This window comes from Rhodococcus sp. NPDC004095, from assembly GCF_053604015.1.
The window spans coordinates 59890-74633 of record NZ_JBSGGS010000018.1 but is presented as its reverse complement, the minus strand read 5'-3'; the positions used below and the strand labels follow the sequence as shown (position 1 = coordinate 74633).

The following is a 14744-nucleotide window of genomic DNA, read 5'->3' as shown; positions in this document are numbered from 1 at the left end:
GCCGCGAGGGCGTGCGGCACAGCAAGAACAAGCAGACCGCCATTGCAGACCCGCAGGCTGCTCGTGCCGGCGACCCGACCGAGCAGCAACTCCAACCCGGATGCGCCAAATGTGTTGCGGGTAGCAAATTTCGCGTATGCCTCGACATGGTCGGGGTGGGTGTACGTGGGTTTCGTGGATTACGGGGCGGCGCAGTCGCAGATTCAGGAACGAGCGAAATCGATCACGGCACGGCCGCGCAGTGAGCCGTCCCGAAGCTTGGCGTAGGCCGTGTCGATGTCATCGGGCGAGAACACCTCGACCGGGCTCTGGATCATTCGACGCCGAGCCAGCGCCATCACCGATTCGAGATTGCTCACTGTCGATCCCTGATAGGTGAAAACCTCGCCGTCACGCGGCAACAGGTGGAACCACTCGCCGGGCGTCGCGAGACGCCCGCCACCCGCGCCGACCAGACCGTACTTGCCGCCAGGCCGCACGGCGGCGATGCCGGTGGCGATCGTCTGGTCGATCCCGACGAAGTCCAGGAGCGCGTCGGCCCCTCGACCGTCCGTCAGCTCGCGGATCTGATCGAGAGTCGAATCGTTCACGCCCTCGAACGTCTCGTGCGCACCGAGCTCTCGCGCCATGGCCAGCTTCTCCGGAGACATGTCGACGGAGACCACGAAGGCGGGACTCACGGCGCGGAGAAACTGGATGGCGAAGGATCCCAACCCGCCCGCACCGAACACGACGACGGTCGACTCAGGCGTCAGCGATCCCTGGATGCGGTCGACCCCGTGGTAGGCAGTGGAGCCCGCATCGCCGAGCGGAGCGGCGTGGATCGGGTCGAGCCCGCCGAGCGGCACGATGTCGCGCGCATTCTTCACGAGCACGAAGTCGGCGAGTCCGCCGTCATCGCCGAACCCGCGGCCGGAGCCTGCATTGCTGCAGTTGTTGGGGGCGCCGCGCAGGCAGTACCAGCACTGTCCGCAACTGCTCGCGGGCAGGACCACGACGGGCTCGCCCACGCTCAGATGATCGACGCCCTCACCCAGTACGGCGACCTCTCCGGCGATCTCGTGACCGAGAGTGAACGGGAACTTCCACCCGGCCGGTTCGACTGCGGCCGCGGGCATCTCCTGCATGTCGAGATCAGAACGGCACAGTCCTACGGCGGACACGCGAAGCACCGCCTCCCCCGGGCCCGGTGTCGGCTCGGGAACCTCCTCCCATGTCGGTGCGGTCAGCGGTGCCATGATCCTGTAAGCGCGCATTCTTCACTTCTCCTTCATCGTCAGGCCAGACCATTCGGAACTTCGAGCGCGCCCGTTCGAGCTATGAGTTGACGGTATCCGTCAACGAACTCCTCGGCGGCTGCCAACGATCTCGCATCCGGGTGCACACACAGTGACGTGGCTCCTGCCTCTCGCAGCCGGTCGACGTCGCGATGCCACCGTGCCACCGACGCGGCGTCGTCGAGGTCGACGGCGGGAGCCTCGACCTGAATGTCGATCTCCGACAGGCTTCTGCCAGCTCGCTCGAGCCGGTCGCCGAGTGCGTCGACGGCGGCTCCGAATGCCTCGACGCCGTCGATCGCCGGAGTCCTGATCGCGTCGGACATTCCGGGGTCGGCGATGACCGGACACCATCCGCTACCGAACCGGGTCACGCGACGTCGCGCCGCCGCACTGTTGCCACCGATCCACACCGGAGGATGAGGGCTCTGAGCCGGGCGCTGCAAGTGCATCTCGCCGGTCGCCGCGAAATCGGCGCCGACGCACGGAGTCGACGGGTCACGCCAGATGCTGCACATCGCACCGATCGCCTCGTCGAACAACTCGGACCGTCTGGCGAAGTCGACACCCAGGGCCGCGAACTCCGACCGTAGATAACCGGCACCGACTCCCGCGATGAGCCGGCCTCCCGAGAGCGTGTCGAGAGTGGTGAGCTCTTTCGTCGCCAGATAAGGGTTCCGGAAGGGAAGGATGAGCAGGTTCGTCATGAGCTTCAATGACGTCGTCGCGGCCGCGGCGAACGCGAGCGCCACGACAGGCTCGAAAGTGTCGTGGCCACCGTTGCGGTACCACTTCGCCGATGGCGCGGGATGGTCTGCGAGGCACACTGCCTCGAACCCGCTGATCTCCGCGCGACGGCTGATCTGCGCGAGCGCCGCTCCTGTGAACACGCTTGGATGCGCGTCAGGGACGTCGCTCGGATACTCCAGGGTGAACTTCATGCCCGTGGCTCCGGTCCCTCACTTCTGCGACACGGCCAGCGGGTCGTCACGACCACGGAACGCCGTGTCCGCGTGGTGAGCGAGCGCGTGAACGCCTCGCTCACCACGCGAATGCGGATTGCCTCTACTTCGCGCCCTTGATCGCGGGCCGGCCGGCCGTGGCGCCGCCGTCCACGACCAGGTCGTGGCCGGTCACGTAGTTCGCCTCGTCGGATGCGAGGTACAGGATGCCGGTCGCCATCTGCGCCGGGTTTGCGGCGTAACCGATCGGCTGGATCCCGTGGAGCGTCTTGATGAACTCGGGGTCCGGCGGGACCATTCCGGACAGCATCGTGCCCGGCGACAGGGTGTTGACGCGAACACCCTTGGGCGCCAGCTCGATCGCGCACGCCTTCGACATCCCGATGACCGCAGCCTTCGTTCCGCTGTAGAACGCCATGCCTTCGGTCGGCAGCGAACCGCCGTTGGACGCGGTGTTCACGATAGCGCCCGAGCCCTGCTCGACCATGACCTTGCCTGCGGCACGGGTCCCGTAAAACGCACCCAACAGGTTGACGCCGACCATGCGTTCCACTTCCTCGTCGGGCGCCTCGATCAGCTGGCTGCCACCGAAGACACCCGCGTTGTTGCACATCACGTCGAGCCGTCCATGGCGCTCGACGGTGCCGTTCACCAGCCGGTCGACGGAAGCCGGGTCGGCGACGTCGGTTTGCACGAACTCCGCACCCACCGCAGCGGCGACTGCGGCTCCGGCCTCGGCGTTGACGTCGGCGGCGACGACGGTGGCGCCTTCTGCGACCATCAGCTCGACGGTGGCCTTACCCAGCCCCGACGCTGCGCCGGTGACGATGACGACCTTGTCCTGCATTCGATTGCCCATCTGGCAAACCTCCTTCAGCGCGTGCGACGGTCGCACGACAACTCGGACCGAGTACTGCGGTTAGAACTCAATTTCAATCGGACCTTCGTCCGGCCGGGACTGGCATCCGAGCACGTACCCCTCCGCGACGTCTTCGGGCGCGAGGACCTCGCTGCCGTCGGTGGTGACCGACCCCCGCGTCACGCGGCAGACGCACGACCCGCATTCGCCCGACCTGCACGAGTACGGAACCTCGATGTTCTTCGCCAGCAGTGCGTCTACCAACGTGACGTCGGCCGACCAGCCGAAGCTGTGCGTGCGACCATCGAGACGGACGGTCGTGTCGACCCCGGATGCGGTCGTCCCCGGCGTGTCCACCGGTGCGGGGGCCGCCGCGAACGGGTCGCCCGTGATCGAGGAGAACACCTCCCGGTGGAACCGCTCACGCGGCACTCCGGTCGATTCGACCGCGGCGCTCACGGCGTCCATGAACGGGCCCGGACCGCACACGAACACCTCGCGCGAGGCATCGACGGCGATCAGCTCGGCGAGACGCTCGACGGTCGGAACGCCGTCCACGTTGTCGAACCAGTGGATCACGGTGAGCCGGGCGCGATGCTCGGCCTGCAGATCATCGAGTTCGCGAGCGAAGATGACCGAATCCGGATCGCGGTTCGCGTAGAACAGGGCGACCCGCGCGATCCCGTGCACCAGTGCGGCTTTCAGAATCGACATGACCGGTGTGATCCCGCTGCCTGCCGCGAAGAGCAGCAGGTCGCTCCCGTAGCCTGACGGTGTGAACCGGCCGGCGGGAGGCAGGACGGCCATCGACAGGCCGGCCTTCACGTTGTCGCACAGCCAGTTCGACCCGTACCCGGACGAGACCCGCTTCACGGTGATCTTGAGATCCTCGTCGAGCGACGGCGTGCTCGAGAGCGAGTACGACCGTGCGACGTGACCGGTCAGGGCACTCGAAATCCGGATGGTCAGGAACTGTCCGGGTCGGTACGCGAACGTCGGCCGGTCTGCCTCCGTCGGCCGAAGGACGATCGACCGGGTGTCCGGCGTCTCGTCGATCACCGCCATCACCTCGAGTAGGTGCCCCCGGCTCGACGACTCGCGGCCAGCGGTCTCCGTCGGCTGCACGAGGTTCCTACTCCACACTCGCGAAGTCGAAATCGCTCAGCCGAGGATGCACGCACATCGCGAAGTACTCCTCGCCGTCCCACGGAGCGCTGACCTGCAGACGACCCCATTTGTTGACGTAGTAGTTCTTCCGCGTCGCGCTCGTCTGCGAGAGGTAGATCAGCCGACATGCCTCCTTGTGCAGCTGTTCGTTGTAGTGGTCGAACGCCTCACGCCGGATTTCCATCGACGCGTACCCGTTGTCGAGCATCGCCAGAATCCCCTCGGCGATGTACCCGCACCAGGTCTCCAGCCAGATCGGCAGCCCTGCACCACTCGCGACCGGCTGGGAGTTGGGACCGTAGAGCATGAACAGGTTAGGGAAGCCCGGCACGGTCATCCCGAGATGAGCCTGTGCGCCCTGAACCTTCCACACCTCCTCCAGACTCGCCCCGTCCGCACCGACGTACTCGGTCGGCCACAGGAACTTCTCCGTCTGAAAACCGACTGCAGCGATGATCAGGTCGGCGTCGCGCACGGCGCCGTCGGAGGTCTGCACGGCGAGGGGGGTGAGGCGCTCGATGGGTGTCGTCACCAATTCGACGTTGTCCCTGGTGAGCGACGCGTACCACTGATTGTCGACCACGGGACGCCGGGTCATCGGGGGGTAGTCCGGGACCAGCTTCTCGATCAGGTCCTCGCGGTCGTTCACCTGGCTGCGGATATACCCGAGCAGCATCTCCCGCATCGCGTCGTTGCGCTTGTTCACGTCGCCGCCATCGGCGATCCACTGCTCGTCCGCGATGAGGAGCTCTCGAAGGTCGTTCGATGCGAAGCCGGCGATGTACTTGTTCCAGTTCCAGTAGAACGGCATCGCCTGAAAGAGCCACTGCAGCTCGTCGGAGATGGCTTCGCCGTACTTCGCGCGCGGCGAGATCCACTGCGGGGTCCGCTGATAGACCGTTACCGACGCCGCCGCATTCGCAACCTTCGACAGCAACTGGACACCGGTCGAGCCGTTGCCGATGATGGCGACGTTCTTCCCGGCGTAGTCGATCGAGTCGTTCCACTCCGTGGTGTGCACGATCTGACCGGCGAACTCCACTGCGCCCTCGACGGGCAGTTCGCGCGGGGTCGCGAAGATTCCGCTCGCGGCCACGACGACGTTGGCCACGACGGTGGTCGGCGATTGCTCCGCCTCCGCCACCGTCAGGGTCCACGTTTTCGCGACGTCGTCGAACCGCGCGGACGTCACATCCGCGTCGAAGACGATGTGCTCGTACACGCCGTGCTTGCGCGCGACGTGGTCGAGGTACGCGCGTACCTCGGACTGGCGCGCGAAGTACTCCGTCCACGGGTACTTCTTCTCGAAGGAGTACTCGTACGACGCACTGAGCGTGTCGACGCGGACGTCGGGATAGGTGTTGATGCTCCACACTCCGCCGATCTCCGAGCGCCGCTCGTAGATGGTGAACGGAATGTCGAGTCGGGCAAGCTGAACTCCCATGGCGATCCCGGAGAATCCGGCTCCGATGATCGCGACCGAGTAGTCGGCGGGGACAGACTTCTTCCCCGTCCGCTCCCGTTGGAAGGGCCACTCGGGGAACGACAGGATCTGGCGGCGCATGAGCAGATCTTCGGAAGCCAGGTGCCGGGCCTCCGCCATGAGGATGAGATCGGTGATCTCATCGGTCGACGGCGTCTGATCATCATCGGCAAGCTCGCCGGACATCAGGTACTCGACGGCCTTCGACCTGATCAGATCGGTGTCGTCATCGGAGAACACCACGGTGTCCGCCACTGGGCCCGCGACACGCTCGGCGTGCACTGCGGCGATGTCGGGATCGCGGGTTGCCTGGAACAGAGCCATTCGCAGGACGTTCACATCGGCGTCGGCGACCGCGCGCTCCACAAACTTACGGTCTGGCATTTGGGGCTTCATTCTCACTCCTGTACATGCCCTGGGCATGAACGCATGGGCGTCACTTCGAGTTCGGGGACGGATCGTCTGCGCTGCCTACGACTGCGGGCAGACTGATGTCAGGCACCGGTGTGTGCGGCGACCTGACGGTCGAGAATGCGCTCACGCAAGTTCTGCTTGCGGATCTTCATGGTGGGGGTCTTCGGCAGCTCCGTGACGAACTCGAGCTGCTCGGGGAACTTCGCGGGAGAGATGCCCGACACTCGGCAGTAGTCCCTCAGTTCGTCGAGCTCGACGTTCTGTCCCTGGTCGGCCAGCTGCACCACAGCGCAGATCCGTTCCCCGCGAACGTCGTCCGGGAGCCCGATCACCGCGACGTCCTCGATCGCGGGGTGCTTGCCCAGAACGTCTTCGATCTCGGACGGGCTGATCGATTCGCCCTTCCGGATGATGAGGTCCTTCTCACGACCGACGAGCGTGAGGTGCCCTTCCCGCCCGAGCTTGCCGATGTCGCCGGTGAAGAACCAGCCGTCGGCGTCGAAGGGACGGACGATGGTGCCGTCGGAGATGTAGTGCTTGAACAGGATCGGACCGCGCAACCACACACGGCCGGTGCCACCGACGGGGAGCGCCTCGTCGGTCTCGGACCGGATCTGGATCTCGCAGTTCAGGACCGGACGTCCGGACGTCGCCGCGAGCTGGTCGATCGTGTCGGCCGGACGGGCCGACGCGATCATCGGCGACTCCGTCATCCCGTACCCGTGCAGGATCGGTACACCGATTTCGGTGAAGACCTCGTGGAACAGCTTCTCCGGCATCGGAGCGCCGCCGCCGGCGAGCATCCGCAGGGTCGGCACCACCGGGACGCCCGGCCTCTTCCGTTGCTGCTGGAGGAGGAGGGAGTAGTGCGGGGTCGATCCGCCGGTGAGCGTGACGCCGTGCTGACACATCAGCCGGACCGCAGCCACGGGTTCGTACACCCCCATCAGGACCAACGCCATGCCGCTCGACAGCGAGGCGATCAGCATGTCGGGTCCGCCGATATGCGCGTACGGGAAGAAGATCGTTCCGGTGTCGGCACCCGTCACCTCAAGGGCGTCGGCCATCCCGAGCCCGCCTGCGACGAGCGTGCTGTCGGTGTGGCAGACACCCTTCGGAGCCGACGTGGTTCCGGATGTCGTGTAGATCCAACGGATCTCGTCCGCACCGGACTCGACCGGAGCCAGTGCGGCCGGATCGCCCTCGGGCAGCCTGTCGGCGAGCACCATGACCTGAAGCGGCGCGGACACCGCGGCGCGGACCTCCTCGGCCATGCGACCGTGATCGTATCCGCGGAACTCACCGACCGTGATGAGCCACTGCGACGCGCACTGCTCCACCATGGCCGTGACCTCACGCCCGCGGTAGAGCGGAATGATCGGGTTCTGCACGGCACCGATCCTCGACAGGGCCAGGCTCAGAATGACGGCGTCGATGCTGGTGGGGAGCTGCCAGCTGACGACGGCGCCCGGCTCGATGCCCTTGGCGATCAGGCCGGCCGCGGTGCGCTCAGCGGCTGCGAGCACACTGGCGAACGTCTCGCGCCGATCGTTCTCGTCGATCAGCGCGACAGCGTCGGGGGTCGCCTCGACGCGGCGGGCGAGCAGGGCCCAGATCGACGTGACGTCGCTGATCCGATTGGGCGCGTTCACGTCCGGTCCTTCTTCGATTCCGCCGGCAGCGGATCCGCGGTGAGCAGCGGGTAGCCTGTGGTCAGCATCGAATTCGCGTGACCGAGCCAGTGCATGTCGAACGCAGACTGGAGCGCGGCCTGCTGACCCATGATGTCAAGCGTCTGATTCACCGCGCGCTTGCCCTGCCGCAGGGCCCAGGCGTCCATCTGGGCGATCTCGCGGGCAAGATCCATCGTCTGGGCGTCGAGTTTGTCGACCGGCACGACACGGTTGACCATGCCTGCCGCGAACGCCTCCTCCGCCGAGAAGCTGCGCGCGGTGAAGAGCATCTCCTTCGCCCGGCGGGCGCCGAGTTCCCAGGTGTGCGCGTGATACTCGACTCCGCCGATCCCGTACTTGGCGACCGGATCGCTGAAGAAGGTGGTGTCGGCGGCGACGATGAGGTCGCACGGCCAGATGACGTTCAGTGCGCCCGCGATGCATGCACCCTTGACCGAGGCGATGGACGGCTTGGGCACGTCGCGCCACCGGCGCGAGAAGCCGAGGTAGTACTCGGTCTCCCATCCGTACGCGCTCTCCAGCAGGCTCTTGCCGACGGGCTCGTATCCGGAGGTCTTCGATTTCAGATCGTGTCCGGCAGAGAAGTTGTCTCCGTTGGCCCGGACGACGATGACCTTGACGGCGTCGTCTGTCGCCGCGGCGCGCCACGCGGCGTCGAGCGCCTCCAGCATCGGCTCGTTCTGGGCGTTGTGCTTCTCCGGGCGGTTCAGAGTGATGACGGCGACTGCATCCGCGACGTTGTAGTCGATCAGCGACATGGTCACGCTCCCTCGTAGATTCGTGCGATCGCCGAGACGATCGAGCCATTGTTCTCGGTGGCGTCGCCGAAGTCGTACTGCCAGCGCTTGGCAGCATTGGTGAACAGGTGGACGTTGGACTCGACCATGTAGCCGATGCCCGCGTGGACCTCGTGCGCGCAGTGGACCATCTCGCGGGCGGTGAGTGCCGCCTGATTGCGCATCAGGTCGACGTACGGTCGGCCATCATCGCCTGCGTCCAGCGCGGCTGCCGCAGCTCGGGCATGCGCTGACGTGACGTGTGCGTTCACGGCGATGTCGGTGCACAGGTACTGGACCGCCTGGAAGCGTCCGATGGCACCGCCGAACTGATGGCGCTGCTTGGCGTACAGCACGGTCATGTCGAGCAGGCGCATGCCGGCGCCGTACACCTGCGCAGCCCGCAGCACGGAGCTGCGCTGGGACGCACGGTCGATCGCCCGGACTGCGGCGGCGCCGCGAGCGAGGGTCCGCTCCTCGACGACGGTGACGTCGGCCAGCGTCACGCTGAACATCGGGTATCCGCCGACGTTCGGCATCGGCTCGACGTTCACGTCAGCCGCGTCGACGTGCAGAAGAAGGCTTTCGCCTGCGTCGACGGCGTGCACCAGGAAGCTGTCCGCCTGGTCCGCGTAGCCGACTCCCAGCACCCGACCGCTCGCCGATCCTCCGTTGACAGCGACCGATGATCCCCAGTTCTCGGTGAGGAAGGCCGGGATGACGACGGCTTCGCCGTCACCGATACGGGACGCCAACTCCGTGGCGGCCGCGGTGTCGACCAGCGTCGCGGCGTCACGCGCGACGGTGAGGTCCAGCAGCGGCGTCTCGGCCAGTGCCCGGCCCATCTCGACGAAGACCGCCGCGATTGTTCCGAGGCCGGCTCCGTCCTCATCGGTTCCATTCGCGTCGCCGAGCTGCAGCCAGCCAAGTTCAGCGAACTGGCTCACCTGATCGGCGAACGCGACTGTGTTCGAACGGTCCTCAAGCGGCGAGTAGCGCGCGAAGACCGACTTGCTTACATCTGTGAGGGCTGCGAAGTCTTCGCCCCATGCCAGTTCCATGATCTCTCCTATCGCGGCAGGCCGAGGCCCCGGGTCGCAAGCACCATCCGCTTGAGCTGGGACGTTCCTCCGGCATGGTTCGCGAACGACTGGCGGTACCACGCCTCGGGCTTTCCGTTGATCGGCGCATCGGCCGACTCGCTGCGCAGTTGGCTCGTCGGCCCGAGGACGCGGTCAAAGATCTGAGCGAAGACCGGCTCGTACTCCTTGGCGATGACCTGCTGCGCCCCGCCTGCCCATGGCGTCTGCCGACCTGCGGCGTTGTCGCCGATGATCTCGTAGGCGAGAAGTCGCTGGGTGTGGATCATTTCGGCGAGCTTCGCGAGATCCGCCTGCACGTGCGGATCGTCCAGCTTGCCGGGGATCGCCTTGCAGTGAGTGAGCAAGTCACGCAGCCGGCTCTCCTGCATCGCATAGATCGGCTCGACGGTTCCCGAGGCGTAGAAGGCGCGCATGATGTACTGCCAGCCCTTGCCCTCTTCGCCGATCAGTGCGTCCGCCGGCACACGCACCTTGTCCAGGTATGTACTCGACTGCACGCCGCCGCCGTAGTTGCGCATCGGGTGCAGGGTGACGCCCGGTTCCTTCAGATCGACCACGAAGATGCTGATCGCATCGCGTGCGGTGTCGTCCGTCGAGGTGCGGGCCGCGACGAACAGCACGTCGGACATCGGTCCCCACGATGTAAACGCCTTCTGACCCGTGATGACCCAGCCGTCGCCTTCACGCACGGCCTTCGTCTGCAGGCTGCCGAGGTCCGACCCGGCTTCGGGCTCGGTGAGGCCTTCGGCCCAAAGCGTCTGCATCGAGGCGATCTCGGGAAGCAGCCGCTTCTTCTGCTCCTCGGATCCGCCCACCAGGATGGTGCCCGCGGCGAGGAAGATGCCGACCGAGTTGATCAGTGGTGCGTCGGCGGCGTACAGCTCTTCCAGGAGGATCTGATTCGCGATCGGGGACAACCCCTTGCCGCCGTACTCCTTCGGCCAGGTCAGTCCGATCCATCCCTTGGCGGCGAGGGTCTTGCTGAACTCGACGGCGATCGCCCACTGATCCGGGGCGTCGTCGAATTCCGGGTTGAAGGCGTTCTCCTTCGGCAGCTCGGTGTCGAGGAACTCTCGGACCTCGGCCCGCCAGGCCTCGTGTTCTTGCGTCAGTGCCATTCTCATCGTGCGTTTTCCGCCTGTAGTTCATCGGTGCCTGCGGTCTGCTCGGCAGCGCCGTGGCCGAGGTCACCTTCGGGGTAGAAGCGACGAGCCCACTTTCGGATGTCGCGGAAGCCTGCGGCTTCGGCAGTCGCCAGGCCGGGCGGCTCGGTGTAGCGCTGGTGCTCCCAGATTGCGATGTCAGCTTGAACTTGTCGGATTGCGTTGCGCTGCCGCTTGATCACTCGATCGTCGTCCTCGCCGTCTTCCTTGCTTGCCCACGTGGAGAACCGCAGGATCGAGCGCTCGTCGTCGACGGGTGTCACCGCTGTCAGCGAGCAGATGGCCCCGACGCCGTCGGCGTACGAGAAGCCCAGCCCCAGGCCCAGGAGCAAGGCCTTCGTGCGGCCCGCTACGGTCGCGAACCCACCGTCGACGCCGCGGCGCTTGAAGTTCAGAGCCAGCTCGGTCTTGAAGTCGTACTCACCGAACTCGCGGCTGACAACGGTCGGGATCTCGTCAGCGCGGTGGACGTACTTGAAATGCGCGAAGTCGACGCCGTTCTCGGCGGCGTACTGCGGATGGATCGGCAGCTCGGCAGTCTCGAGGCGACCACACTCCCCCAGTTCGTGATAGTCGTTCGCCGAACCGGAACCGGGAAACATGTCGAAGATGCTGGGCACGTCGTAGAGCGGATCTCCGCCGTTGACGTCGTGCCAGATGTACATGATTCCGTCGCGCTCGACGGTGGGCCAGGTACCGATCTTGCGTACGCGATTCGTCGCCTTCTGATACGGAATGCAGGTGTTGCGGCCTTCCGGACTCCACTGCCAGCCGTGGAACGGGCACGCGATGTCGTCACCGGCCACCGAGCCGCCGTGCCCCAGGTGGGCGCCGAGGTGCTCACAGTATGCGTTCAGAACCACCAGGCGGCCACGTTCGGTGCGGTAGGCGACCAGGTCTTGACCGAAGTACCGCAGGGGTTTGACGTCGCCGGCTTCGAGTTCGGCAGACCAACCGACTTGAAACCACCCCGTCGGCTTCATCGATAACGCCATAGGTGACACTTCATCCTCCTGAACCGCTGCAACAGCGGCACTTTCGAAACTGCGCAGAAGCAGTTCTACGGCAAGGGATTTCACGGATCGCACCGACAGATGTGCGCCGACACGACGCTCCACTGAAGTTGGAGAAGCGACCCGCGATCACGTCCACGGATCACTGCGGCAGCACGCCGTGACCACCATCACTGTAGCCATTGGCTACGCATGCGTCAACAAAGGCGTGCAGTCCGATCATCGTCGCAGTTCACAGGCTGTTGACGGAGCCGCCGATCGCTCCTCGTACCCCTGGCGATCAACCTGCCTCGGGCCCGCCTCCGGGATGCACCGAGGGTGTTTCACGGGCGGTTCGACTCAATCGAGCCGGTGCTTGACGGTGGAACTCACCGCCCCTAACATCGCCACATAGGGACGGATGCCATTGAGCTGGCCCAGTTTTCCTCATCGCCCCATCATTTTCCCGCCGCAAGATTGCTGCGCGTTCGCAGCATTGTGGCAGGCGGATATCCAGAACAGCGAGGTCAAAGGTTGAAGGCAATTGTTTTCGACGGAACCGACAACAAGCTGGTTGACGGCGTCACCGTCCGTGACCCCGGCCCCGGCGAAGTCCTGGTCCGCATTGTCGCGAGTGGGCTGTGCCAGAGCGACTTGAGCGTCGTCAATGGAAAGATCCCCTTCCCGTCCCCCGTGATCCTCGGGCACGAGGGGGCGGGCATCGTCGAGTCCGTCGGGCAGGGCGTCACCGTGCCGGCAGTCGGCGACCACGTGGTGCTGTCGACGCTGGCGACGTGCGGCCAGTGCGCCCCATGCACTTCCGGACATCCCACGATGTGCCGCGAGTCGTTCGGGAAGACGGCAACCCCGTTCCACCTCGACGGCACCCCGATCCACAACTTCGCGACGCTCTCGACCTTTACCGAGCGAATCGTCGTCCAGGCCGGGCAGGCGGTGCGGATCCCGAAGGATATTCCACTGTCGACCGCGTGCCTGATCGGCTGCGCAGTGCTGACCGGCGCCGGAGCAGTGCTGAACCGGGCCCGCGTCAACCCCGGCGACTCGGTGGTCGTCATCGGCGCCGGAGGCATCGGCCTCAACGTCATTCAGGCCGCACGCGTCGCAGGCGCGGCGACGATCGTCGCCATCGACACGAACCCCGACAAGGAGTCGAAGACGAGCCTCTTCGGCGCCACCCACTTCATCGATGCGACCGCGGGCGACGCCGTCACAGCCGTCCGCGAACTCACCGGCGGCGGGGCCCATCACGTGTTCGACTGCGTCGGCGGCGAGGCGATCACGAGCCAGGCAATGGAAATGCTCGACTGGGGCGGACAGTTGATCATGCTCGGCGTCGCCGGACCTGAGGCCAAACTGTCGGTCCCGGCCAGCATTTTCTACATGGATCGCTCCGTGCTGGGCTGCCGCTACGGCTCGTCACGACCGGGCGCAGACATCCCCAGGTACCTGGACCTGTACCGCTCCGGCCGGCTCCTCCTCGACGAACTCGTCACCCAGACCTACGAGCTGGAAGACTTCCAGTCCCTCATGGACGACGCCCGGAACGGAAAGCTCGACCGCGGAGTCCTGCTGATGCCGTCCTGACATCGACTTCCCCCGCCGATGAACATGCGGAGGGCCCTACCGGGCCCTCCGCATGTTTCTGCTTCTCCACTATGCCGGTTATCCGTTCGGCCGTGTCGCGTAGATCAGGACCTTGAGCATGTCGGCGACCTCCTGCCGGACATCTTCTCGACTGCGGTCCGGATAGTCGCCGAGCACGGTGAGATACGGCTCGTATAGATCCCACACCGCGCCCACGAGGGCGATCAGGGATGCCAGCACTCGCGAATCGAACTCGGCCCGCACTGGGGGCTCAACCGGGTTCTCCCACAATGCATCGATCTGGGAACGATAACCTCGCGAACGGACCCCCCCGAGCAGACGATCCGGTCGGGTTCCCTCGAACACCGACCACGTGAGCATCCGGCCGAACTGACCCGCGTCGATATCGGCGCCGAACGAGTTCTCGATCGCGGCATAAGCGTCTTCCTCACCCGACAGACGCTCGCCGCCATAGGTGACGAGCAATTCCATCACCGCTACCAACAGGTTCTCTTTTGTTCGATAGAACCGATAGATCAGTCCGTAGGAAACATTCGCCGCGGCGGCGATCTCCCGTAACGTCACTTTCGCCGGGCCCTTGCGCGCGAAGAGATCCGCAGCGGCGAGGAGAATGGCATGCTGCGCGCCTGTCGATCCTGCCCGAGACGGTGTCCACTCGGCGACCTCTTTACCCGTGCGCTTCACACCGGATTCGGTCGCCGGTGCGACACATTCTTCGATCGAGCCGGCCGTGCAGGCACCGGCCAATCGGAGCGCATCCTCCTGGGTGTCGGGAGACAACAACAGTTCGGCCGGCGTCCGATCGGACTCGTCGATTTTTGCAATCGACCACCGGGCGATGGCGTACGGTTCGATATCCTCGTCGAACGCCGCGAGAAACTCGGGGACCTCCCGACGGACCCGGCGCTTCTCCAGGTCGAACTGCCACACCGGGAACAGAGTCACTCCGTCGCCCGGATAGCCCAGCATCTTCCTGCTCTGGACACGCTTGTTGATCGCCTGACGACTGATATCGAGGAACTCGGCCGCCTGTGGGGTGGTCCAGACGTCGTCATGGCGTTCGGTGAGGTCGCGGAGGGCTTCCATATCGCGCGAACACTACCACCATCACAGGCGCCGAAATCGGCGGAGAGCGGCCGAGTACTGCTTCGATTCACATCCGTTCAACCGTGGTGACGACGCGAACTCACCCACACTTATTGACGCCATCGTAGCCACTGGCTACTGT

The 14744-nt window shown here is 65.5% G+C and carries 12 protein-coding genes; 1 reads left to right on the top strand and 11 read right to left on the bottom strand.

Going from position 1 to position 14744, the window contains the following annotated elements; all coding sequences use genetic code 11:
• Window positions 1–203: 203 nt before the first annotated feature.
• From ACWEPG_RS25565 to ACWEPG_RS25520, 10 genes are all read right to left on the bottom strand, one after another.
• Window positions 204–1256, bottom strand: coding sequence for an alcohol dehydrogenase catalytic domain-containing protein (locus tag ACWEPG_RS25565; protein WP_452595642.1), 1053 nt, complete (start codon window positions 1254–1256; stop codon window positions 204–206).
• 20 nt (window positions 1257–1276) lie between these two features.
• Window positions 1277–2218, bottom strand: coding sequence for a TIGR03619 family F420-dependent LLM class oxidoreductase (locus tag ACWEPG_RS25560; RefSeq protein WP_452595641.1), 942 nt, complete (start codon window positions 2216–2218; stop codon window positions 1277–1279).
• A 124-nt stretch (window positions 2219–2342) separates the two neighbouring features.
• Window positions 2343–3098: an SDR family NAD(P)-dependent oxidoreductase gene (locus ACWEPG_RS25555; protein WP_452595640.1), complete on the bottom strand. Its 756-nt coding sequence runs from the start codon at window positions 3096–3098 to the stop codon at window positions 2343–2345.
• 60 nt (window positions 3099–3158) lie between these two features.
• Window positions 3159–4163: a 2Fe-2S iron-sulfur cluster-binding protein gene (locus ACWEPG_RS25550; protein ID WP_452595660.1), complete on the bottom strand. Its 1005-nt coding sequence runs from the start codon at window positions 4161–4163 to the stop codon at window positions 3159–3161.
• A 67-nt stretch (window positions 4164–4230) separates the two neighbouring features.
• Window positions 4231–6132, bottom strand: a complete 1902-nt coding sequence (locus ACWEPG_RS25545) for a flavin-containing monooxygenase (RefSeq protein WP_452595639.1) — start codon at window positions 6130–6132, stop codon at window positions 4231–4233.
• Between the two features lie 110 nt (window positions 6133–6242).
• Window positions 6243–7814, bottom strand: coding sequence for a class I adenylate-forming enzyme family protein (locus ACWEPG_RS25540; protein ID WP_452595638.1), 1572 nt, complete (start codon window positions 7812–7814; stop codon window positions 6243–6245).
• Entirely contained in the window at window positions 7811–8614 is an 804-nt protein-coding gene (locus ACWEPG_RS25535) for an enoyl-CoA hydratase (protein WP_452595637.1), read from the bottom strand. The genes ACWEPG_RS25540 and ACWEPG_RS25535 overlap by 4 nt, the downstream gene beginning before the upstream one ends.
• 2 nt (window positions 8615–8616) lie before the next feature.
• The gene (locus tag ACWEPG_RS25530) at window positions 8617–9693 is read right to left on the bottom strand and encodes an acyl-CoA dehydrogenase family protein (RefSeq protein WP_452595636.1); all 1077 of its coding nucleotides are present in this window, start codon (window positions 9691–9693) and stop codon (window positions 8617–8619) included.
• A gap of 8 nt (window positions 9694–9701) precedes the next feature.
• A complete protein-coding gene (locus tag ACWEPG_RS25525; RefSeq protein ID WP_452595635.1) occupies window positions 9702–10853 on the bottom strand; it encodes an acyl-CoA dehydrogenase family protein in 1152 nt (383 codons plus the stop codon).
• 2 nt (window positions 10854–10855) lie between these two features.
• Window positions 10856–11977: a Rieske 2Fe-2S domain-containing protein gene (locus tag ACWEPG_RS25520; protein WP_452595634.1), complete on the bottom strand. Its 1122-nt coding sequence runs from the start codon at window positions 11975–11977 to the stop codon at window positions 10856–10858.
• Window positions 11978–12424: 447 nt separating this feature from the next.
• On the opposite strand from ACWEPG_RS25520, the gene ACWEPG_RS25515 reads away from it, so the two are divergent.
• Window positions 12425–13495 carry a Zn-dependent alcohol dehydrogenase gene (locus tag ACWEPG_RS25515; RefSeq protein WP_452595633.1) on the top strand — a complete coding sequence of 357 codons (1071 nt, stop codon included), beginning with the start codon at window positions 12425–12427 and terminating at the stop codon, window positions 13493–13495.
• Window positions 13496–13573: 78 nt separating this feature from the next.
• On the opposite strand, the gene ACWEPG_RS25510 is transcribed toward ACWEPG_RS25515, so the two are convergent.
• On the bottom strand, window positions 13574–14602 hold the full coding sequence (locus tag ACWEPG_RS25510) for a TetR/AcrR family transcriptional regulator (protein WP_452595632.1): 1029 nt from the start codon (window positions 14600–14602) through the stop codon (window positions 13574–13576).
• Window positions 14603–14744 lie beyond the last annotated feature (142 nt).

Coding starts and splice junctions, on each gene's coding strand:
- ACWEPG_RS25525 (WP_452595635.1), bottom strand. CDS start 10,853: ATGGCACTGACGCAAGAACACGAGGCCTGGCGGGCCGAGGTCCGAGAG.
- ACWEPG_RS25565 (WP_452595642.1), bottom strand. CDS start 1,256: ATGCGCGCTTACAGGATCATGGCACCGCTGACCGCACCGACATGGGAG.
- ACWEPG_RS25550 (WP_452595660.1), bottom strand. CDS start 4,163: ATGGCGGTGATCGACGAGACGCCGGACACCCGGTCGATCGTCCTTCGG.
- ACWEPG_RS25535 (WP_452595637.1), bottom strand. CDS start 8,614: ATGTCGCTGATCGACTACAACGTCGCGGATGCAGTCGCCGTCATCACT.
- ACWEPG_RS25555 (WP_452595640.1), bottom strand. CDS start 3,098: ATGGGCAATCGAATGCAGGACAAGGTCGTCATCGTCACCGGCGCAGCG.
- ACWEPG_RS25545 (WP_452595639.1), bottom strand. CDS start 6,132: ATGCCAGACCGTAAGTTTGTGGAGCGCGCGGTCGCCGACGCCGATGTG.
- ACWEPG_RS25530 (WP_452595636.1), bottom strand. CDS start 9,693: ATGGAACTGGCATGGGGCGAAGACTTCGCAGCCCTCACAGATGTAAGC.
- ACWEPG_RS25510 (WP_452595632.1), bottom strand. CDS start 14,602: ATGGAAGCCCTCCGCGACCTCACCGAACGCCATGACGACGTCTGGACC.
- ACWEPG_RS25560 (WP_452595641.1), bottom strand. CDS start 2,218: ATGAAGTTCACCCTGGAGTATCCGAGCGACGTCCCTGACGCGCATCCA.